Origin of the sequence: Halanaerobium sp. ST460_2HS_T2 (assembly GCF_003337665.1) — a bacterium.
Taxonomy (GTDB): domain Bacteria; phylum Bacillota; class Halanaerobiia; order Halanaerobiales; family Halanaerobiaceae; genus Halanaerobium; species Halanaerobium kushneri.
The window spans coordinates 1-20,792 of sequence record NZ_QPJF01000008.1; the positions used below are offsets into that span (position 1 = coordinate 1).

The 20,792-nt window shown below is 28.3% G+C and carries 23 protein-coding genes; all 23 read right to left on the minus strand.

Translation table 11 applies throughout. The features are described 5' to 3' along the window. Window positions 1-44: 44 nt before the first annotated feature. Window positions 45-1,643 carry a sacsin N-terminal ATP-binding-like domain-containing protein gene (locus DFR80_RS05075; protein WP_114489370.1) on the minus strand — a complete coding sequence of 533 codons (1,599 nt, stop codon included), beginning with the start codon at window positions 1,641-1,643 and terminating at the stop codon, window positions 45-47. Window positions 1,644-1,658: 15 nt separating this feature from the next. After that, window positions 1,659-1,982, minus strand: a complete 324-nt coding sequence (locus DFR80_RS05080; protein ID WP_114489371.1) for a hypothetical protein — start codon at window positions 1,980-1,982, stop codon at window positions 1,659-1,661. A 5-nt stretch (window positions 1,983-1,987) separates the two neighbouring features. Next, window positions 1,988-2,665, minus strand: a complete 678-nt coding sequence (locus DFR80_RS05085; protein ID WP_114489372.1) for an HIRAN domain-containing protein — start codon at window positions 2,663-2,665, stop codon at window positions 1,988-1,990. 142 nt (window positions 2,666-2,807) lie between these two features. Then, a complete protein-coding gene (locus DFR80_RS05090) occupies window positions 2,808-3,236 on the minus strand; it encodes a hypothetical protein (RefSeq protein ID WP_114489373.1) in 429 nt (142 codons plus the stop codon). 218 nt (window positions 3,237-3,454) lie between these two features. Then, on the minus strand, window positions 3,455-4,150 hold the full coding sequence (locus tag DFR80_RS05095; protein WP_114489374.1) for a hypothetical protein: 696 nt from the start codon (window positions 4,148-4,150) through the stop codon (window positions 3,455-3,457). A 211-nt stretch (window positions 4,151-4,361) separates the two neighbouring features. Beyond that, window positions 4,362-5,156 carry a methylamine utilization protein MauJ gene (gene mauJ, locus DFR80_RS05100; RefSeq protein WP_114489375.1) on the minus strand — a complete coding sequence of 265 codons (795 nt, stop codon included), beginning with the start codon at window positions 5,154-5,156 and terminating at the stop codon, window positions 4,362-4,364. A 290-nt stretch (window positions 5,157-5,446) separates the two neighbouring features. After that, a complete protein-coding gene (locus tag DFR80_RS05105; protein ID WP_114489376.1) occupies window positions 5,447-6,538 on the minus strand; it encodes a hypothetical protein in 1,092 nt (363 codons plus the stop codon). Window positions 6,539-6,725: 187 nt separating this feature from the next. Continuing rightward, window positions 6,726-7,175: a RadC family protein gene (locus tag DFR80_RS05110; RefSeq protein ID WP_114489377.1), complete on the minus strand. Its 450-nt coding sequence runs from the start codon at window positions 7,173-7,175 to the stop codon at window positions 6,726-6,728. Between the two features lie 23 nt (window positions 7,176-7,198). Next, window positions 7,199-7,381, minus strand: a complete 183-nt coding sequence (locus DFR80_RS05115) for a hypothetical protein (RefSeq protein WP_114489378.1) — start codon at window positions 7,379-7,381, stop codon at window positions 7,199-7,201. A gap of 56 nt (window positions 7,382-7,437) precedes the next feature. After that, complete coding sequence (locus DFR80_RS05120; RefSeq protein ID WP_114489379.1) at window positions 7,438-7,710, minus strand: LysM peptidoglycan-binding domain-containing protein; 273 nt, start codon at window positions 7,708-7,710, stop codon at window positions 7,438-7,440. A gap of 51 nt (window positions 7,711-7,761) precedes the next feature. Beyond that, window positions 7,762-8,016 (minus strand): hypothetical protein, encoded by a 255-nt coding sequence (locus DFR80_RS05125; protein ID WP_114489380.1) that lies wholly within the window; start codon window positions 8,014-8,016, stop codon window positions 7,762-7,764. 69 nt (window positions 8,017-8,085) lie between these two features. Then, the gene (gene bet, locus DFR80_RS05130) at window positions 8,086-8,949 is read right to left on the minus strand and encodes a phage recombination protein Bet (protein WP_114489381.1); all 864 of its coding nucleotides are present in this window, start codon (window positions 8,947-8,949) and stop codon (window positions 8,086-8,088) included. 12 nt (window positions 8,950-8,961) lie between these two features. Further along, entirely contained in the window at window positions 8,962-9,792 is an 831-nt protein-coding gene (locus DFR80_RS05135; RefSeq protein ID WP_114489382.1) for an ArdC-like ssDNA-binding domain-containing protein, read from the minus strand. A 76-nt stretch (window positions 9,793-9,868) separates the two neighbouring features. Continuing rightward, window positions 9,869-10,000: a hypothetical protein gene (locus DFR80_RS15445; protein ID WP_255417013.1), complete on the minus strand. Its 132-nt coding sequence runs from the start codon at window positions 9,998-10,000 to the stop codon at window positions 9,869-9,871. 130 nt (window positions 10,001-10,130) lie between these two features. Then, window positions 10,131-10,859 carry a hypothetical protein gene (locus tag DFR80_RS05140; protein ID WP_114489383.1) on the minus strand — a complete coding sequence of 243 codons (729 nt, stop codon included), beginning with the start codon at window positions 10,857-10,859 and terminating at the stop codon, window positions 10,131-10,133. Window positions 10,860-11,118: 259 nt separating this feature from the next. After that, entirely contained in the window at window positions 11,119-12,600 is a 1,482-nt protein-coding gene (locus tag DFR80_RS05145; protein ID WP_114489384.1) for a hypothetical protein, read from the minus strand. Between the two features lie 7 nt (window positions 12,601-12,607). After that, window positions 12,608-12,991 (minus strand): hypothetical protein, encoded by a 384-nt coding sequence (locus tag DFR80_RS05150; RefSeq protein ID WP_114489385.1) that lies wholly within the window; start codon window positions 12,989-12,991, stop codon window positions 12,608-12,610. Window positions 12,992-13,083: 92 nt separating this feature from the next. Beyond that, window positions 13,084-13,839 (minus strand): recombinase RecT, encoded by a 756-nt coding sequence (locus DFR80_RS05155; RefSeq protein WP_114489386.1) that lies wholly within the window; start codon window positions 13,837-13,839, stop codon window positions 13,084-13,086. A gap of 243 nt (window positions 13,840-14,082) precedes the next feature. Then, window positions 14,083-16,050, minus strand: coding sequence for a hypothetical protein (locus DFR80_RS05160; RefSeq protein WP_114489387.1), 1,968 nt, complete (start codon window positions 16,048-16,050; stop codon window positions 14,083-14,085). Window positions 16,051-16,152: 102 nt separating this feature from the next. Further along, window positions 16,153-17,211 carry a hypothetical protein gene (locus tag DFR80_RS05165; protein ID WP_114489388.1) on the minus strand — a complete coding sequence of 353 codons (1,059 nt, stop codon included), beginning with the start codon at window positions 17,209-17,211 and terminating at the stop codon, window positions 16,153-16,155. Window positions 17,212-17,402: 191 nt separating this feature from the next. Then, window positions 17,403-18,353: a site-specific integrase gene (locus tag DFR80_RS05170; RefSeq protein WP_114489389.1), complete on the minus strand. Its 951-nt coding sequence runs from the start codon at window positions 18,351-18,353 to the stop codon at window positions 17,403-17,405. Between the two features lie 328 nt (window positions 18,354-18,681). After that, complete coding sequence (locus DFR80_RS05175) at window positions 18,682-19,641, minus strand: polyprenyl synthetase family protein (RefSeq protein ID WP_076544354.1); 960 nt, start codon at window positions 19,639-19,641, stop codon at window positions 18,682-18,684. Beyond that, entirely contained in the window at window positions 19,631-20,680 is a 1,050-nt protein-coding gene (locus tag DFR80_RS05180) for an FAD:protein FMN transferase (RefSeq protein ID WP_233493736.1), read from the minus strand. Before DFR80_RS05180 ends, DFR80_RS05175 begins: the two co-directional genes overlap by 11 nt. Window positions 20,681-20,792 lie beyond the last annotated feature (112 nt).

Here is a 20,792-nt window from a genome sequence, read left to right on the forward strand (position 1 = left end):
GATTCTATTTTTTTATTCAAAAAAATTTGAACTAGATTTACTGTTTAAAGACTATCATAACGGGATTCGGTATTTTTACTTGCCGAATTCAAGTTCAAATTGTTATATTCCATTATAGAGCTTATAAAACTTTTATATTCTGCATATGAGACTTTTTCTAAAATTAATTCTATAAATTCATTATTAACCATTATATTATCTTTATTAATTTCGTTTAAACTATATACATTATCATCTTTACCAATCCATATTTTCATATCTAAAGATAAATCTCTTATTAAGATTTCTCGAACAACATATTTATTAATCAGCAATGAAATAAATTCAGCATAACCTCTAATTGAAAGATTAAATTTATTGATATTATTTATTATTGAGTTATTATTTATTTCTTTAGCCCCAAAATAACTTAATAGATTTTTCAAGTTGTTTAATCCAGCTATGTCTCTATCAACCATCCATAAGTTTAATTCTTTAGCTATTTTTTCAAAATCTAAACTATTAATCCATGAGGGTTTTAATATTAGATCTTCCAATTCATTATTAATTATTTTTTTAATGTTTTTTAACAGTTCTGTACTAAAAGTCTTCTTTTTATAAGCAATACTTCTAGGATCAATGTATGGTAGCAAAGCGTTAATAATTTCTTTTTCATTAGCAATTTCAAATTCATTTTTTAAGCATTCAATGAATAACTTTGAGATGATTTTGGAAACGGATCTAATTACATCCTGAGTATTATTATCTAATATCACTTTTCTTCTAGAAGGATCAGTACTAACATCACCATTAATTTTAATTCCTAAACCAGTTTTCTCTTCAGTAGGTAAGAAAGCATATACAAGAGATTCCTCATCTTTTAATCTATTAATACCCCCATTAACATTTAATGAAAATGAAATAGATTCCTGGGTTTCACTCCCTATAGTTAACCATCTTTTAATTTTATCCCCTTTACTAATAATTGATTTACTAATTTGAGGTGATATGATTTTTCTTTTAGCTTCTATGATTTCTATATTTTTTTCTGTATTCAATTCTATTTTATTGATATTATTTAAAAATAATAATGAACTACTATTAAAATTATCAATTTCTGTTTCTATTTGTTGCTTGTTAATATTTTCAAAAATAAATATAGTTTTATATCCTTTATTTAAAATTTTATTAACCAATTTCATTACATTAGCATCTAGATTATTCATAGGATGAGGAATTCGTATAAGAGGAACATTAATATCTGCTGACATTTCGTTTTTAGTAAGTTTTTTTGAAAATGTAGTTTTAATATCCCCACTAAGTAAATGTAATTTTCCCGAAAAGCCTACTACAGATTTAAAACCAATACCTCTATAGCCTATTTTTTCTCCTCGTTTTTTAAATGATCTTGTGCTTCTGCATAAACTTTCAAAATCCTTTTTATTAAAATATCTGCCATCATTAGCTATTAAAATATAATTCTCTGCTATATCAATTATAAATTTTGTTGAATCAGCATCATCAGCATTTTGTAATAATTCTGCAAAAGAACGATTGTGATAACTTTCTGCAATATAGTGTTCTAAACCAGCTAAATCTGAGAGTAAATTTGGTGACATTTTTGCTTCCTTTAATAGAGAAGAACGAACTTCTTCTAATATCATATTTAAGCTCCTTTATTATAGATAATTTGGATATATTCTAATTTTATTTGGTAACTGAGAAAGTTCATATATCGATATTTGTAGAACTTCAAACCCAAAAAATTTATTGTCATAAATAATAAATTCAGACTTTTTGATAACTCTATTTTTATCATCATAACAAACAGCTAAAATTTGGATGTCTTGATCAAGTTCATTACCTTCTTTAAGATGAACTTCACCTGTGATAAATATGTTATTATTTTCATCACTTTCACAATACAAACCATCTAAATCAATATTAAATTTTTCTTCAAAAACTTCTAATCGCTCAAGTTTATTAGTAATATCTTTAGCCATTATAATCAACCTTTCTTGTTATATATTTCTATTTTAAAAGTAATATTGTTATCATCTTTAGGCAATTCATAAATTTTAGCTTCAAAGCTTTGTTTTTTATCAAATTTTGGAGCTAGTTTAAATGCTAATTCTTTTGGTAAATAACCTAATATATCTCCAATTTTTGAAACTACTTTAATTGCGTTATTGTCATATTCATTTTCATAATCTCTTTTAAGAAAAATGGAATCGTTATAGTTTAAGTTCCTTATTTTATTCTCTCTATTATTAAATGTTATCCCTACAACTTTAGTTTTAATAATATTATTATTAAATTTAAATTTATTTTTAGGTGCATAAAACTTTTGAGTTGGATAAATCTTTTCAGGATAAATTCTTATAATAGATGGTTTTGATTTCAATGTCATAAGCACATGGAAAACTTTGATTTTAAAAAAATTTTCCATAGCATAAATTCTTTTGAATTTACCCATTAAATTATTTTCTTGATCATATACTTTAAAATTAATTTTTATTCTACCATCTAATGTATCTTTTTCTAAAGAATGAATTTCACCATTTAAAATTAATATGTAACTATCTTTCATTTTGTCTTTAATGAGCTTAGCAAATAAACTGTTGAGTTCAATATCATATTTTTTTTCATATTTTTCTAAACGATTTATTCGGTTTGTTATATCCATGACATCCTCCAAATTATATTAAAAGATTAAATCAAAATGACTGATATTAGCTTTTACAGTAATTTGATAGTCCAGTTTATTCATAGTCATTTATTCTTAAAATTTATTATAGTGTTCCGCAACTTTACAAAGCCCATCAAACTTAGACAACTTTAATCTTATCTTGTTGATTCCATGGAGTAATATGTAAATCTTGTAACGCTCTAACTTTAAAAACAGGCCATAACTCACGAAATTGTCTTGAAAGTCTTAATAATTCTTCATCTCTTTCTAAAAACAACTCAAATCTAGAACTCAATTCTTCATCTCTTCCAAAAGCTTTAACTAAATACCAATTTTTTTCTGCATACTCTCTTTTTTTAACTACTTGAGAAGCCCAACTATTAAATACTATCCAAAGATAAATCAAACCACTAAAAGAATCACAACTTCTATAAGCTTCAAGAGTTTTATTAATCCATGGTCTAGCAAAAATCATAAAGTCTTGTTGACGAATTAAAGAACGATCAAGTAAATCTTCTCGCCCATTGTGAGGGCTATTCATATCTGGGCAAATCTGTAAAGTAGACATAAAAACACCTTCAATTATTTTAGATCTATTGCGTATAAAGTCTCTGGGATTTAAGAAGTTCGTGAGGCTTAGGGCGGCTGTCCTTGCCGAATAAATTTACATGAAACGCAGCGGAATCTTCAATCCCATGTTATATGAAGAGTGAGACTTTTTTAAGTTTAGTAACTTATAATTAATAGTATTCTTATAAGGATTCCATTAATTAGGTTTATTATTTTTTATTTGATAAACTCTATAATTCCTTTAGAAATTGAACTTAATAAAAAATTGAAATTTTCAGGATTAATCTTAGGAGATCTATATTTTCTATTAATTTCAACTTGTATAGCAGGTATTCCTAATTCATTTGCAACAAAATAAGATACATTAGTTTTTAAAGAAGCAGCAAAATAATCATGCGAGATTTTATTAATATTAAAGTCTTTAAACGAACTTTCTAAAATATTCAAAATTTTTATATTACCCAATAAATTTATATTTGAATTGGTACCAAAATCTATATCCCATGTTTTACTACCAGCAGCACCATGTATATCTAAAAAAACTTTAATATCATTATTACTACAAATATCTTTTATCTTTCTTTTATAGATACATGTGCTATCTATATTAGGGTCGCCACCATAATTTTTTGTTAAGGATATTCCATGACAACCAGTTAATTCATTTAATAGATAAACAATTGAACCTGTCAAATAATCTGATTGTTTTACCCTCCCATATCTACAATGTCTAACAGCATGTGGTGCTGATATTAATATAGGAATATCTCCTTTTGCAGTCCAAAATGGATTTTCTTTCTTTGGATTTATTTTTTTATCAGATTTTTTAAATAAATTTTTTTCAATCTTAATGGCTTTATTATCTAGTTTTTTATTTCGTACATCTTGTAAAGTTATATGTTCTTTTTTCATAATACATTTCCTCTCCTTTTGGATTAAAAATATTTATTAAAGTTTTTATTGTATGTTTCATCTTTTATATAACGTTACAGGGATTTGCACTTGTGCCTGATTCCGCAGGAACTGGCGTAAAGCTTGCTTTTCTGTATCAGTGATTGGTTAAATTGCAAGCTTTATGACAGAAGGCATGACGCCAATCACATGTTATACGCAGTAATACCTGTTACCCCCTTTCAACTTTATCTCTTATATCCGGGCTGATTTCTAAATCTAATTTTTCTTCCCACCAATCATTAATGAGTCTATATGACACTTTCCGTATTTCTTCCAATCTATTATCAACTTCATTTATAAACTCAACATTAATTTCTTTAACTCCATGTGCTATATTCTTCCTAATTTCATAATTTTCATCAATCCAATCTTTATCATCAGCAATTATCGGCCACTGAGAACAATCTCCCCATATCTTTTTAAAAGTTTCCCACATGTGGCTTTTAGATCCCTTTTCCTTTCTCTCATATTCAGGATGATATTTATTAGAAATAATTTCTAAAGAATTATAAAAAGATAAAAATTTATCAGTTACTTCTTCTGTGTAAAGTGCTTTTCTGTACCAACCTATAGCTCTTAAAAAAACTGGCTGCTTAAAAAATAATAATCTTGAATCTTTAAATGCTTTATTCCATTCAACTTTAGTTATTTCTCTTCTCAAATTGTGATTGGTTAATGACTTATTTTTACTATATTCTAATTTAATTGGTAAGTTTATTTTAAAACTTAAAACATCAACCGCATGACCAAAAAAGAATAAAGCTGCTTTCTGAGCCGAATGTTTATTTTTAGCAAAAGCAGTTACAACTACGTCTACCCCATTATTTCTATTATAAATTTCTATATCACTATATAAAGGTTCTTCATGAGATATATCCTTCCTATGTCTTAATACAAATTTATTTTTAATGTAAATCGGTCCATAGACTGATAAATTGACTTTCCATCTCGGTAAATCAGGCATTATTATTCCTCCTTAAAAAATAAAGTATTATTGCGTATAACTCCAATATTTATGAATATAAATTCACTAAAATCAAACTAATATGACCTGTTCTAAGCTAAAGTTTTAGCTCTATTATAATTAACAAGAATTTGGGTTTATAGAATGATTATCATATCATTAAAAAAATAAAATAATAAATTTTCTTATATAATAATGTTTTAAAATCAAAACAATTTTTTCTCGTGATTGATGGGAAGAGTCCGTCAATGAGATCTTAAAAATTAAAATTACTTATTTTGAATATATTTTTATCTACTGTTTGGTTGTTCATTAAGCTTTTCATCAACAACTGTTAATTCTAAATGAATAAACCTTAAAAGGCAATATCTTATTATTCTTTCTAATCCAATAAATGTAGGAGTTCTTTTCAAAAGTTTTCTTAATCTTTTTTGTTCAACCAAAGGCTCGCCTATAATTAATTCATTCAAATGGTTATCATGATGCTGGATATGTTGACCAAAGGAAATTCCCTCATGTAAATATAGACTTCTAATATCATAGGAAGCTTTAATGTTTTTTTGGATGTTTTTTTGTTTTAAAGCAAAGACATGATTACTACCTTCATAATTAAAAAACCCTTCATTTAATAAATTGGTTAAAGTTAAAGAATATTTACTTCGTACTTGATATAATCTACTTTTTATTTGTTTGCTAATCTTACTTCCTTCATCTAGGCCTTCTTCAATTTGTCTTAAAATTTCTTTTAAATTCTCATCAAACAATGCGTTTTCACTATAATTATAGAAATTAGATAATACTTCTCCTGAATTAATCAAATTTAAATAAGCTATATTCGGATCTTCTTCAAAATCTTGGATAGCTTTTAAATAAAAATTACCTGCAGTCAATAAAGTATTTAAAACCTTCTCATTTTCAACATCACCAACTAATAGTCTATTAATTTTTTTTAATTTATCTAATTTCAGTTCAATATCTATATCTTTTCTTGGTTTGTGATTGTTAATCCCTATTTTAGTATAACGAATAGGGTTAATTTGATTTAAATTTGGTATACTAAAGTTACCGTGAGTTTCTATCATTCCATGATTATCAAATCTTTTTCCATAAAAAATAGATAATATTATGCAGATTATATCCCCAATATATTTATAATTAGGATAAACAAAAAAATTTCTATTTCTTTTTAACTCAGGAGTTTTAACAACTATTGTGAAATAGTTCCTACAATAAGGATTTTCACTAGAATTAAGATCAAGATGCACACTATCATTAAAAATCCAAGAATGAGTAATTAATAAGTTTTCTGTTTCATATTCTCCTTTAAATCGGCTGGTAGTAGAAATTAATATTTTCTGAATATTTTCATTAGGTTTTAACATGTTTACCTCCAGTTTCAATATTCAATCAAACAACACTTAAATATATACTTCTTGAAATAAATGGGTTTTCCTTTATCTACAATTCGACAAATTTATTTCACTAATAAGAAATTATGCAAATTATTTTAGAATAATGAATTAAGAATACTGACTCAGATTTCAAACCTAAGCCAGTATTCCATAATAATTAAATTAGATTTCTTTCCTTCATACTGATATAATTATCTTTGCTACCAATAATTATGTGATCCACAATATCTATGCCGAGTATTTTACCTGATTTGATGAGTTTCTTAGTTACAGTAACATCAACACTACTTGGTTCAGGTACTGTACTCGGATGATTGTGGGCTAGAACAATAGCTGCTGCATTCTGTAAAATAGCCCGCTTAAATACTTCTCGTGGTGAGACAAGGCTAGAGGTTAGATTACCAATAGAAACCTCAAATACACCAGTTACCTTGCTTTTGATATCAAGAGTGGCCATAGCAAAGACTTCTTCAGCTCTCTGGTCAAGTTCTAATACCTCAATGAATAGATCTCTTGCCTGTATAGGGTTACCAACACTCTTGTCTATGTCATATCTTCCACCTGACTCCTTAACGACTCTTAAACTAAACTTCTGAATATTTACCATTAATATCATCTCCTTTTAATTTTTTAAAACGGCATTTTAAAGTCAAGATCTTCACACTCACGAATAGAAGTCTCTTTAGATTTTAATTTCTTTTTCTGTAATTTTTGATGACATCTTCGAGCTTGATCTGCATCCATTCTTTCGGCATAATAACCCATAGCTTGTCTAACTCTCCAATCATCACTGGGAACACCATTAACAGGCATTAATTCACCTCCTTTCAAATAGAAAAAGCCACCACACAGTTATTCCTGCATGATGGCTAATTTTTAGGTAATATTATTTTTTGATTGACCTTTAAATAACTATCAATTTTATTAACTTTTTTAATAGCGGCTATTACAATTCTGTAATCTTCCTCAGCAGAGCTAATATTTTCTGCTAAATCCCAAAGTGTGTCACCTCTTTCAACATAATAAGTATTATCCCACTCATATTGATTGATATAACTTTCAACAACAGGCTGACTGCCAAACCATAAAAAGCTACCGACAAATAAAAAAAATCCGATTATTAAACTGCTTAATGTTTTCATAACTCTCCTTTCATTTTTTTGACCAGATAATAATCAATGACCCAACCTTACTTATTCTTTATTAATTTCATCATCTTTAATAACAACATCTATACTAGAATCATCCATTTCATCACTACAGCGATTTACAATAATTTCTCCAACATAATCAAAAGTTTCATTAGCATACTTATCTATCATAATTTCCAGTAATCTATTCTGATCTGATTTTAATAATTCAATTGCTTCCTTCTCGTTTTCAGTTTCAATTATTAGATTACCTCCATGTCTTTCAATCCAATTAACATCCACCTTAAATTTACTCATTTTTATCATCCTTCCAATTTTATTTTTGTCCAATTTAACCTTTAACAGAAATCAGATGAATCATCCTGTCTATGCAAGCTTTTTGAAACTGCTTAAAATACTCTTTAACTGCTCAAACTGCTTCTCGGTAAGTTTATCAATAGATATCTTTTCATGCTGCTTAAGTCCATTCTCTTTTTTAGCATGTTTAAGATAATTGAATAGATCATTCTTAAGCTTATTATTGTTACCGACTATTTCTTTGATTATTTCTTCTCTTTTAGATAACTCACTATTATCATCTGCTTTCACCTCCTCAATATCTACTGACTGATCATTCTTATTCTGCACCTGGCTAAATGGAACATCATCATAATTATTATCTTCCATCTGCTGCGTATTCATTTCTTCCCGAGAAACTAAACCACTAACAGTAAAGGCTCTTTTTAAGGCCATAGATTCGGCAACCTTTAATATCATGGCAGAAGGATAGGAATTCCAGACTCTCTTATCAGCCTTATATTCCTCATATGGAGCAAAAACATAAATAGGATACTTGCGGTCCTTTCTATAAACTAAAGCATAAGCACCTACAATCTGTCCCCTCTTGGTACCATATTGATGATTAATTCCAGTTTCTTTCCGTCTGAACTTATCATTCTCCCTAACTACATCTGATACAAGACCATCATAATTAGGATTTCTATCTGCAATCTTTAAATATCCATCACGAGAAGTCATAATTGTTGGCCTTCCATCTATTTTCCAGAAGAATATCTCCTTATTGAATGGATCTAAGCCATAACTCTTAGCAATATGCAGGAACATCCGTAGTTCATCAGGATTAGCCTTGTCTGCAACAGTATTCCTGATTGTTTCCACTTCTTCTTTAGTAAAGGTAATTAATTCTTCACGATTCTTATTAATATCAACTACTTTGTTTTGAGCACTCATTTTTATTCCTCCTTAAGATTTTTTAGACATTAAATTCTGATCACAATAACTAATTATTGAAGTTGCCAGCTTACTAATCCGTTTTAAACTATCCTTTAAATCATAACTTTCTTTATAGAGAGCAAGATATTGATCTGATTTGATCTCTAAATTGTAATGGTCCATAACTACAAATGATACGGCTTCAGCCTCCAGCTCCTTAACCTCTTTAGTCAACACAGCTCTTTCTTCTCGTGAATGAAGAATTTCATGTGCAAGTTCATGGATAATAACTGCTGCTTTCTCGGTAGAATTAAGAGCCTTATTAATAACTATCTCACCTCCTTTCGAATATCCATCTAATCCATTCTCTAAACTCTCAAATCTAAGCGTTACTCCCTTTTCCTTAACCAAACTCAGAATAGGGTCGAGTAAGTATTGATGTTTGTTATCTAGGCTTGTATCAATTTCTGGTAGCTCTTCTCCTTCAGTCTGAGATACATCAAATACATAGACTGGTTTAAAATAAGTTTTCTTAACATAATTATCATCATCTGAATCAGTTTCTTTTTCATTATCATTACTGGCTTTTTCTATTCTCTTTTTATAAGAAAAGGGGGCGAGAATAGCAATACCATTTTCACCCTTTTTAACATAGCGATTAAACTTCTGCTGCCACTGTTTATATCCAGCTACAAAACTGGCATCTGGTTTTTGTGTTAGAATTAAAAGTGAATTATGATATGAATAACTGTGAAACTTACTGAAGGTTTCAAGTATAGATTGAAATTCTTCTGAGGACTGCACACTCTCAATTTTCTTATCCAATTTCTCTAAAAGTTCTCTAGTTTTAAATTTTGACATTATATTACCTCCCAAATAGTTTAATTAGCCCTGTAATCTAAACAGAGCTGATCGATATTAGTAGCATAAAATATTTTTAATCATTGTCTTCTGTCATAACTTCTTCAACCTCAGTTAAATCCTCTTCACAATAGGGACAGAACCATTTTCCTTTACTGCATGAACTGTACGAGCTGCCATTACAATTAGGGCATTCTTTCTTATACATGAACATCACCTCCTTTAAATTTAGGCATAAAAAAATCCCCACCTTACCTCTTAAAGAGGGGGTGGGGCGTCGAAAGATTATTCTTTTTTTCAGTTAAAACAATAGTTCCAGGCGTAAAATTTTAGATTTTTTAACCTACTAATGATTTTTTAAAATTAGTTGTTTCTTCAGCTAAATCTAATTCCTTATTAATTTCTAATTCTAAACTGTTCAAACTATCAATTATTTGATTACATTCATCTTTATAATAAGGGAAACGCCAATCAAGGTCTTTAAAGCAGATACCAATCTCTCTCATAATTATTCCAATTGAAAAGTTGATACCTCTTACAAACGACATTAATCTTGTGATGTTAATTAACCCTGTTTGAAAATTCAATACATCAACATTCTTTTTTAAAATAAACATTGATTTTAATGGTCTAATTAAATATTCATTAGAAATAATCATTAATCTGATTAGTCTATTTAAAACTATACTATTGCTGTTAGTTTCTTCAACAACATCAATATTTTTCATTATACGAGAGTTGTTAATATTATCAGTCATAAATTTATCTATCCAAAAATGCCCGTCGAAACTATATCTATTAATTACTGAGCTAAGATGATTTTCTGTCTTTTCATTATTGCTAAAACAATTTCTCAACTCATAAATAGCAGTATGAACACCATAGATATATCCTAAATGATTATTAATAATTTTAGTAGCCTTTAACATCCGTTTATAATCATAATCAATACTTTCTGGAGTCTGAAAGTCAGATCCGAAAGGCTTAAAGTTATATATCCTATCATTTACTTCATCATTAAGCACTTCTATAATATCCTCAGCAATTTTCTTGTTAATTTTAAGCAAAATAAATTCCTCCTAATATTTTTTAGTAGTCTATTAAAATTTCAAACTTGCAATCACGAGAAGTGATCTTTGCTATTTCTAATGATCCAGAGACAAAGGCTTTCTTCGTGAGTGATAGAGAACTTAATACGTGACGCCAGTGACACCATTTTTAATGATTAAGTAATATAAAACACCTATAAATACTTGATATATATTTATAAATGACCATTTTTGGCGTCATTAGCGTCACAATTATTTATTAATTAATACAGCAAAATCAAACCGTCTTATTAAACCTTATCAGTCTTTTAGAATTACTTCGCTTTTTATTGAACTCAATACCAATTTTATTAAATATATCTCCGTTAGAGTATTTATTAATTTCTCTACTAAGCCATTCAGGAGAGTCAGGTATAATATCACTATTCATGTCATTATCATCTGCAAATTTAATAAGCTCAGAACGAAATTCAGATGCTGTTCCTGACCACTTATCATTATCATTTAAATATTCATCAATAAGTTTTATGAGTGCTGTCTTATTATTAATAATTTCAGGTGCAGCAGATCTGTTTATATTAAATGCTCTTTCAAATTTCTGCTGACCATAACCCAATACTTTGGCAAATGCTATTCCCCATTTATAAAAATCAGCTAATCTCGGAAGAGCAACTTTATTCAAATCAATGTCATCAACTATTTTCATTGATTCTGCTATAAGATTTAAGAATCCAGTTAATATTATTTTTCTATCAGTCTTAAAATTATCCATGAGACTTATTTCTGATTTTCGACTTTGTCCAGTAATTCGATCCATATTTAAAATGATTGATCTATCTAATAAATCAGGTTGTAGGCTGTTAAACTTTATACCATTTATACCGACACAGTGCTTGAATTTATGAATAAAATCTTCATCATTAGAGAACAGTTTTCTTTTGCTTTGACTACCACCAGTAACAGTTCTACACATAGCATCAGATAAATTCCTTGGTACTTTGGCAACATTATCATAAAAGGATACCCAAGAGTGAGCTGTTTTTTGAATATATTCTTCAGTATTTGTAGGTATATTCAAGATTTCTGTTTCAGTCGGATCAACTATTCTCTGAATTAACCGAAACATAGTGCTTTTGGCTGATCCATGTGGTCCTAATAAAATTAGAATAGGATGTACAATTTTTGGAATAAACAATGAGGCCATATATGTTAAAAGCAAGATAGCTTCATCTGATTCATTTTCAATATTTAAATAATCCAGTATTTTCTTGGGATCACCTTTATCCTTAGATTCATAAAGTGGTTCAATCTGTTCTTTCATATGAGAATATCTCCTAAAATATACTGGTGAATTTTCGCCGCTTATCTTCTTCCAATTATCAGGAGCAATTTTAATCACCTCCCATTTAGAATTGCAAAGGTCATAATAAATTGAGTCATTTTTTTCAGCTACTCTTAAATCCATCTTCACCTTAGATGAGTTCAATACTGCATTACCAGAATATAACTGTATTATTTGTGAAATTGAACTAGCATTTATTGTCTCGTCAGTTAATTGGTGATATTTTGCCTGCAATATTTTTTTGAAGTCAGTTGATTCTAAATTAAATATCTTTCTGTAGTCACCAATCTTTAATGCTACATAAACATTATTACTCTGATCAATTATTATTTCTTCAGTTATGTGATCTAATACTGCATTTGCTTTCTGAGTCTTAGTCATATTTGATTGCTGAATTTTTTCTTTCAAGTTGTTCATTTTATTATTAATTTCCTCCCTTATTTTCAGGACACCATTTTGGTATCTTAACGTGTCCAAATTTAGCTTTATTAATGTGTGCAACTTTTCTGGATGTATCATCACACCGTACATATTTACCTTTCATAGATAAGTTCTTACAGCCTGAACAATCAGTATTTTTTTGCTTTAGTTTTTTCCCATATTGAGTTTCCCAATCAACTACAAATCCGTCGCAACTTTTATTCTTCTTAGTTGGGTCAAAGGCTGATCCATCATAATAATCACAATAGTATCCAAACTTGAAGTACTTACATGCTTTACAAGAAGCCTTTCCCTGTCTGTATTTGTGTCCATAGTAATTTTCTCCATCTGTGTGCCTTCTACGACCTTTTCCTTTATATTTACTCATCTTTTATTCCTCCTATTTTTTTATTTACGTCTTCAAAGCATATTTCTTCGTGACAGTAAAAAAATGTTTACTATAAATCATAGTCAATAAAATTAAGCTGCCTTATTTACATTAAGATCATCTAGCTTATCTATAACATCTGAAAACTCATCGTCAGTTAAACTATAGATAATTGTAGAAAGATCTAAATCAGCTTCGAAAATATTCAGTGATTTAAACTCCTGAATAGCAACCTGTCTCAGCTCTCCATTATCAGCTACAATTTCCCTCAAGGTTTTAAGTCTATCAGCATTTTCAACTTTTACATTTGAGGTATTTAAATATGTAGTTTCTGTCTGCTGAAAAATTTCATTTACTAAATAGACCTTAGAAATGTTGAATGCCTTCTTTATTGCAATTGCTTCTGAAACTTTTTGAATCATACTCGGACCATTCTCTTCCCAAAACTTATTAGCTTCAGGAGCGTATTGGTCAAAAGAAGCAAAGTAATAGATCGGCAGTTCGAAGTCTTTTCTCTTTATTAATGTATAAGCTCCGACAATTTTGCTTCTCTCACTACCATATCTGTGTTTTATCTGATTATTTTCTCGCACAAACTGATCATCAGCATAAACCACATCAGAATTCATTCCAGAAAATTGCGAGTGATTATTTGCATACCCCAAAAATCCATCACGAGAAGCACAGATTATATTTCTATTTCCATCTTTCCTAAAAAAGATCTCATTCTTTATAAAGCTTAATCCATACTTCTGAGCTGTGTACCAGATTTCTACCGCTTCTTCTTCAGAGCACTGCGGTTTAATCTTTTTATTGAAATAATTTTTTTCGAGTTCTTCATTTTTCATTACTGCTCAGCACCTCCCTCGTTTTTTCTACTAGGAAAAGGATAACAAATATGTTTGCTTCGGCCTATCAAATTATAATTTAAAATAATATAATTTTATTATTAGTTTATATAATACTTTTATGACAGTAATTATAAGGTATAAAACTAAAAAAAATATTAATAAATTTATATAAATATTAAAATAAAATATTTTTTATTTTAATATAGGCAAAAAAAAAGACACCCTATAAAGGCGTCTAATTCAATCTGAATATATTTCATTTTTAATAGCATTGTATTTTTCTTTACCAATACTATTTCTTTTTTTACATTTAATTTCGGAAATTTCAGGTTGATGAACACCTTCTAATTTTCCCGCTAATTTAAATTGACTATTTTCAGGTTGATTTAAATAGTATATTAATTTATTTCTAAATTCTTCAGATATTGGACTCTGATTTGATTTCACTGGCATATCTACTATTAATTCATCAGGTGGCGTAAATATAATATAAATTTGCTTTAAATATCTTATGTCATCTGATACAAATTGTTTTTTATCAATTTTTTTATCCAAATCATTTAACAAGGAATTAAATCTATCATTCTCTATTTTTATTTCCCAACCACGCTTAATTAATTCTTTTAATGCCACAAAAAATTTTTTTAAAAGTTTAGATTTAACATCACTTAATTCATTCTCATATTTCATATCATCATAATCAATTATCTTTTCAAATAATTTAATAGCTTTAATTTTAGTTTTTCTTAAATTTCTATTATCACTTCTAAAAACAAAAATTAAATAACTAAAAGCTCTAAAGAAAAAACGATTATTTCTATATGAATAATTATGAAATATATTTTTATTTATTTTAGCAAAATAAATTTCCTTATCCAGAAAAGCACTTTTCCATGATCCAGGTTTGAAGTAAAAATAAAAGTCATCCAAAGCATCTTCAATTTCTTTATTTAGTTTTAAGTTTCCCAAATACTCAAACTGAATATCCCAAAGTTTAGAATCCCTAATATCAGAGTGATAAGGAATATTTAAGACATCAATCTTAATTTTATCTAATACTTTTAAAATATAATATAATCTTTTAAATTTATTTCTTTTAGTTTTACTTGTCTCATCTTTCATCCAAATCCCATTTATAAGTTTACTGGCTTTGACTTTTACTACCTCTGACTCTGATGATTTTGCCATAATTAATGTGGATAATAATAAATTTATTAACCCTAATTCAACACCAAAATATTTAAACTGATAATCAAATTTATTAAACTTATCAATAATGCCATTTACTTCTTTTATATCAATTTTATCAATAAATATTTTTGTTCTATACTTGTCCTTTTTTTCTTCGATTGCAGGTCCATCATTATAAATGCTTTCTGTTAATGATCTGAATTGAAATAAAACTGTCGTCGATTTGAAAATTGGTTTTCCACTAGCAATATTAGACACTCTTTTAAGATCTGAAATATCCCAAGGCTCTATCTTCGTGAAAGATGAACGCAACCCCATTACTCTTTCTAGATCCTCTAGAGTTATACTATTGCCACTATTATATAAGGCCTCGCCTATTTGGTAAGAAACTTCATCGATAAATTCATTATGCGAAAAATCAAATTTATTATAATCATATTGAAAAGAAAAGTCTAATTTAGTTAATTCTGAATTCTTGCAATGATTTATTATAGTTATTTTCTGCTGTTGAATTAAATATTTAATCTTATATTCAATATATATATCGATTAAACTAGAAGTGGTAACTTTACTTAATAGATTTTTTACCTCTAGCTTAACTTTCTTTTCTACATTTTTTTCAAGCAAATTGTCAGGTTCATTATTTAAAGTAAAAACTATCTCATCTTCATCATTCAGATATTTTAAATGTAAATATCTATGATTAACTTCTCTATAATTATTTCTTTTATTAGAAAATAATCTTCTTCTATAAACTTGTTTTAAAGTAGAAAATAATTTAGAACATAACTCTTCAGAAATCCTTAAAACAAATTCTTCATATGATCTGTATTTATTACTAAATGTAATATATATATGTTTTTTAAGCTGGCTATACAATTCTTCATAATCAGACACTGTTTCTTCGACCTCTTGATATATATCTGATTCCTCTATATCCACATTAATTAAATCTGATAGTTTATATGTCCTCTTAGTTTTTGATTCTTGATTGAAGGTAAATCTTAAGAATTCCATAAAACACCTCTTTTAAATAGTTATAAGCTCTTCGGTGTTCATTTTATCTTATTATGCAGAACGGGTCAAAATTTAATATATGCATAAACTGAAATATAATTTTTACTTCTTTAATGAAGTTACTTCACATTCATCATAATAATCACATTTCTTACATTTCCATTCTACTGGAGCTATATGATCTGAATTTCCTGTTAAAGTATTTTTGAAAATATTCAAAATATCTAAAGCGTTATCAATATCAATTTCACCGTTTATTTCTTTTAACTCTCCTTCTTTCATAAATACTGTTTCAATTTTCTTTTCTTGCTTCTTAAAGAAGTAACCATATAAATCTGCCTGAGAATTGGCAATAGACCTAATATAATTATGGTAATAGTATTTATCTTTAGCTGACTTATACTCATAAACAAAATTATCTCCAACTCCATCAGGAATGCCAGTAACTATATAATTATCCCAGGGAAAATGCCATCTGAATGATTTGTATTTATTATTTAAATTATTTAATTCATGTAAAAGTTTTCCTCTAGCTCTTGCATAACTTCTTTTAGTCCACAATGGTTTCCCATTTTCAATTTCTTCTAAACTACGGGTATCTGTATGTTTGGTTCTAACAAGTTCTTCCTGATATTTATTATCTAATTCCAAGAATTTTTCTACTGTATCTACAAAACAAATAAAACTGTCATCTTTTTCTCTTTCTTTATTATAACTGCCATAGTAAATCATAATTTCCTTATAAGAATTAGTATTATCAGATTTATAAAGAGCATATCCAAGTTGGCGATTATCTATACTTGGACTACTTATTCCTTTATTTATAAATAAATTGTTTAGTTCATCCACTCCAATTTTATCTGTTCTAGATAATATTTCTAATGGTCCTAAATCAATAAGATCAGATGATGTAAAGTCATCAATCAAATTTAAAACAATAAAGCTATCAATAATAGCATTCTTGAAATACTTAATTTCATTTTCTTTAGCTTTAAATATCGATTCTCTAGAGCACCAATAATAACTGGCAATATCATTTATACCAAGAAAAGTTACTTTTTCATTGTTTATGCCTTTTTGACTTTTAAATTCGTTTAATAGATTATCTAATTCGAATTGATTAGAAATTAAATCATTTAACCCTTCCAAACTTAAACCCATGATAATCTCACCTCATTAATAAAAATTAAAATAATATTATAATTGATGAATATAAGAAGTTGCTGTTATATTATTTCTTGAACTCAAATAATTATCCTTTATTTGGTTTTAAACATAAAAAATCTATCCAGTTTATAAGCAGGCTAAATAATACTTACAAATCAGGATAGATTTCTCGTGAGTGACAGAACTTATTTATTTAAATTAATATACTCTTTTTCATTTTTCGCTAAAGTCTCAAGTGGATTCTTATTTTTAATAGACTCATCATCTTTAAAGTGATGAACATACTGCTTAGTAGTCTCCATGCTCTGATGATCTAGCAAATCCATTAATCTATAAGGATCACCACCATTTTTAATCCATAAGCTGGCAAAGGTATGACGAAAAGCATGTATTCCACTCTTTTCAACTCCCCTCTTTTTATTATAACGTTGAATAGAGGTTCTTAAGCCAGAAGTAGTAAATTTATCCCCATATGAGGAACAAAATAAATAATCATCGGGTTCTCCATCTCTGAATTGTAGATATTCTTTTAATATACTATATAATCTGTTAAATATCTTTAGTGAAAATTCATGATGAGCCTTATAGTTCATCAATTTAACAACCTTATTTCCCATATCTAAGTCTTTAATCTTAATATTTACCAGAGTTTTGGATCTTACTCCTGTAGCAAGCAAAAAATTAATTACTACCCAACTTCTATATTCACCAAATCTAGTTTTCTTCAAGTCGGGTTTCTCTAATAAAGTATCTAATTCTTCTTCGGAGTAAATTTTGTTTTTTTTACTCTTTTTTGCTTTTCTGATTTTTATTTTAAAATCTTGAATCTCAATATCAGATCTATCTTGTAAATAATAAACAAATACTCTTATTGCCCTTAACATAGTATTTTTTCCAGTATGACTGTAATTATGAGTCTTGGATATCCACTCTAAATAATTTTTGAGAACTCTTCTTGTAATACCACTGGTTAATGTTATATCCTCCTGGTTGACTAAATAATCAATAAAAATATTACCGTAATTCTCATAGTATACTATTGTTTCTTCAGATAAACCATCTAACTTTTTTTCTTCAATAAACTCCTCAAAGACTTCTCGAATATCTTTGTCGCTTTCTAAATTCATCTTAATCATTTGATAACCCTCCCGTTATAAAGTAAAAAACTGAGACACAGACTACTTAAAATAAGTAAATTAATCTGTTGCTCAGTTTATTAACGAAAAGGTTATTTTCTTTTAATTATAAATAAATTTATATTAACTAATAAGCTTTGATATGACAGCTTTTTCTGCTCATATTTTGGTCTTTTAGAATTATTTATCCCCTTTCAAAAAGAAGTTTTTTTCTCTTTTTTGATTAGGAATCTGTTGCTCTATCCAGCTGAGCTATAACCCCAAAAGCTATTTCTATTTTATAATTAATTATTTGAAATATCAAGTTAAATTTTTACCAAAAAGAAGTTTAAAATTTTCTCTTAACCTGAACTTCAATGAGCTTTTTTAATTTATTTTTTGCCTTATTATCAGGCAATTGGGTCAGATATTTATTTACACGATCAATAAAAACCATTAAAATCTGACGACTCTCTGTAAGCACACCCGAATTTTTGACGTCAACAATAATCTCATTAACAATCTTATCATCAAGTACGGTTTTGTTATAATCAGCATACTTACTCCGATAGTGATCTTTATTTAACAATAAGATAACAGGTAGAGTAATAACTCCCTCTTTTAAGTCCTGGGCCAGCATTTTACCAGTAGCTTCCTCATCACCTTCAAAATCTAAGAGATCATCCTGTATCTGAAAAGCCATTCCTATTTCTAAGCCCAACTTATATAAAAGGTTAAGCTTTTTTCCTCTAATTCCACTTTCATGAGCTCCCAGATAACTGCTTAAAGCAAAAAGCAGAGCAGTTTTATGTCTTATTCGTCGATAGTAATCCCTAATCCCAATCTGAAAGTCAAATCGCTTTTCGGATTGCTCAATTTCTCCCTCACATAATAAGCGTACATTTTTATTCATTTTTCTTAAAACTTTTTTGTCCAGATAATTAAAGAAAATATCAAAAGTACGGGAAAGCAAAAAGTCTCCAATAAAAACCGCTTCTTTTTTACCAAATCTTCTCTGAGCAGTTTCCCTGCCCCGTCTGAGCTCAGCATTATCAATAATATCATCATGAACCAGTGAAGCCATATGCAGCAGTTCAATCCCACTACCTAACTGCAGCATCTTTTCTTTATCATAGTTACCAAATGAAGCAGCTAAAAACATTAAGAAAGGTCGTAATTTTTTACCCCCTCCATTGATCAAATCCTCAACTGACTGATTAATAATAGCACGTTTTGATTTTGTTATTTTTAAAATATTTTCATTTATTTCAGAACAAATTTTCCGGTATAATTTATCTTCAATCAGCAAAGTTTTCACCTTCAATTAAATTAAAATCTGAATCCTTTATTTCAACAATATCTTTTAGACCTGATGAAATGTAAACATCAAGATCCTCTGTGATAATCATAACATTAACATCTTCCATATTTTCAATAAATTTCATTCCTTTTTTGAGGCCCATTACGTAAACAGCTGTAGAAAGGGCATCTGCATCAAAAGAATTTTCACTGATTATACTAACACTTAAAAGATTATTCTCAGCAGGATAGCCAGTTTTAGGATCTATAATATGATGATAAATTTTCCCATCCTTCTCAAAATATCTTTCATAATTTCCAGAAGTAACAATGGTCTTATCGACAGCATCAACAATGGCCATCACATTTCCTCGATCTTTTCTGGGATCCTGAATCCCAATTTTCCAGGGAGTCCCATCAACTTTATCACCAATAACCAGCACGTTTCCACCTAAATTCACAAAAGCATGTTCAATACCATAGTTTTCAACAACTTTTTTTACTTCTTCAGCTGCAAATCCTTTAGCTATACCTCCCAGATCAACTTTCACACCCGGTCTGGTAATTTCTGCCGAACTATCATATAATTTTAGATATTGATAACCTGTATTTGACAAAGCCCGCTTAATTTCTGATTCTGAAGGAACTTCTGGATTTTTAGTTCCAATCCCCCAGAGCTCAACTAAGGCTCCAATAGTAGGGTCAAAATTTCCATCAGTTTGCTCAGCATAATTAACAGCCTTTTTTAAAACTTTCATAGATTCCTGATTAATATCAATTTTCATTTCTGGGCTGTTGTTTAATTTATAAATATCACTTGTTTCGATGGTTTTACTCATTAAATTTTCAAGTTCTCTTATTCTCTCCATGCTTGCTTCAACTGCTTTTTCAGCATTTTCTCCATGAGCTCGCATCTGGACTAAAGTATCCATTAAAAAGGCACTGTCATCTGCCTGAGGTATTTTTTCTTCCTTATTACTACAGCCAGTTAAGGTTAATAATATGACTGCAATTATTGTAATTAAAATTATCTTTTTATTTTTTAACAAATTATCACTTCCTATTTTTATTAAATCCATTTTTCAATTAAATTAATTTTACAAAAAATTATATAAAATTTAATAATCCCGGGTAAATCACTTACATTTTATCATAAATGCT

Excerpts from the sequence above, each read along its gene's own strand:
- DFR80_RS05080 (WP_114489371.1), bottom strand. The coding sequence starts at position 1,982 with ATGGCTAAAGATATTACTAATAAACTTGAGCGATTAGAAGTTTTTGAA.
- DFR80_RS05170 (WP_114489389.1), bottom strand. The coding sequence starts at position 18,353 with ATGATTAAGATGAATTTAGAAAGCGACAAAGATATTCGAGAAGTCTTT.
- DFR80_RS05105 (WP_114489376.1), bottom strand. The coding sequence starts at position 6,538 with ATGTTAAAACCTAATGAAAATATTCAGAAAATATTAATTTCTACTACC.
- DFR80_RS05145 (WP_114489384.1), bottom strand. The coding sequence starts at position 12,600 with ATGAACAACTTGAAAGAAAAAATTCAGCAATCAAATATGACTAAGACT.
- DFR80_RS05160 (WP_114489387.1), bottom strand. The coding sequence starts at position 16,050 with ATGGAATTCTTAAGATTTACCTTCAATCAAGAATCAAAAACTAAGAGG.
- mauJ (WP_114489375.1), bottom strand. The coding sequence starts at position 5,156 with ATGCCTGATTTACCGAGATGGAAAGTCAATTTATCAGTCTATGGACCG.
- DFR80_RS05090 (WP_114489373.1), bottom strand. The coding sequence starts at position 3,236 with ATGTCTACTTTACAGATTTGCCCAGATATGAATAGCCCTCACAATGGG.
- DFR80_RS05075 (WP_114489370.1), bottom strand. The coding sequence starts at position 1,643 with ATGATATTAGAAGAAGTTCGTTCTTCTCTATTAAAGGAAGCAAAAATG.
- bet (WP_114489381.1), bottom strand. The coding sequence starts at position 8,949 with ATGAGTGCTCAAAACAAAGTAGTTGATATTAATAAGAATCGTGAAGAA.
- DFR80_RS05155 (WP_114489386.1), bottom strand. The coding sequence starts at position 13,839 with ATGAAAAATGAAGAACTCGAAAAAAATTATTTCAATAAAAAGATTAAA.
- DFR80_RS05110 (WP_114489377.1), bottom strand. The coding sequence starts at position 7,175 with ATGGTAAATATTCAGAAGTTTAGTTTAAGAGTCGTTAAGGAGTCAGGT.
- DFR80_RS05165 (WP_114489388.1), bottom strand. The coding sequence starts at position 17,211 with ATGGGTTTAAGTTTGGAAGGGTTAAATGATTTAATTTCTAATCAATTC.
- DFR80_RS05120 (WP_114489379.1), bottom strand. The coding sequence starts at position 7,710 with ATGAAAACATTAAGCAGTTTAATAATCGGATTTTTTTTATTTGTCGGT.
- DFR80_RS05095 (WP_114489374.1), bottom strand. The coding sequence starts at position 4,150 with ATGAAAAAAGAACATATAACTTTACAAGATGTACGAAATAAAAAACTA.
- DFR80_RS05125 (WP_114489380.1), bottom strand. The coding sequence starts at position 8,016 with ATGAGTAAATTTAAGGTGGATGTTAATTGGATTGAAAGACATGGAGGT.
- DFR80_RS05135 (WP_114489382.1), bottom strand. The coding sequence starts at position 9,792 with ATGTCAAAATTTAAAACTAGAGAACTTTTAGAGAAATTGGATAAGAAA.
- DFR80_RS05085 (WP_114489372.1), bottom strand. The coding sequence starts at position 2,665 with ATGGATATAACAAACCGAATAAATCGTTTAGAAAAATATGAAAAAAAA.
- DFR80_RS15445 (WP_255417013.1), bottom strand. The coding sequence starts at position 10,000 with ATGTATAAGAAAGAATGCCCTAATTGTAATGGCAGCTCGTACAGTTCA.
- DFR80_RS05115 (WP_114489378.1), bottom strand. The coding sequence starts at position 7,381 with ATGCCTGTTAATGGTGTTCCCAGTGATGATTGGAGAGTTAGACAAGCT.
- DFR80_RS05150 (WP_114489385.1), bottom strand. The coding sequence starts at position 12,991 with ATGAGTAAATATAAAGGAAAAGGTCGTAGAAGGCACACAGATGGAGAA.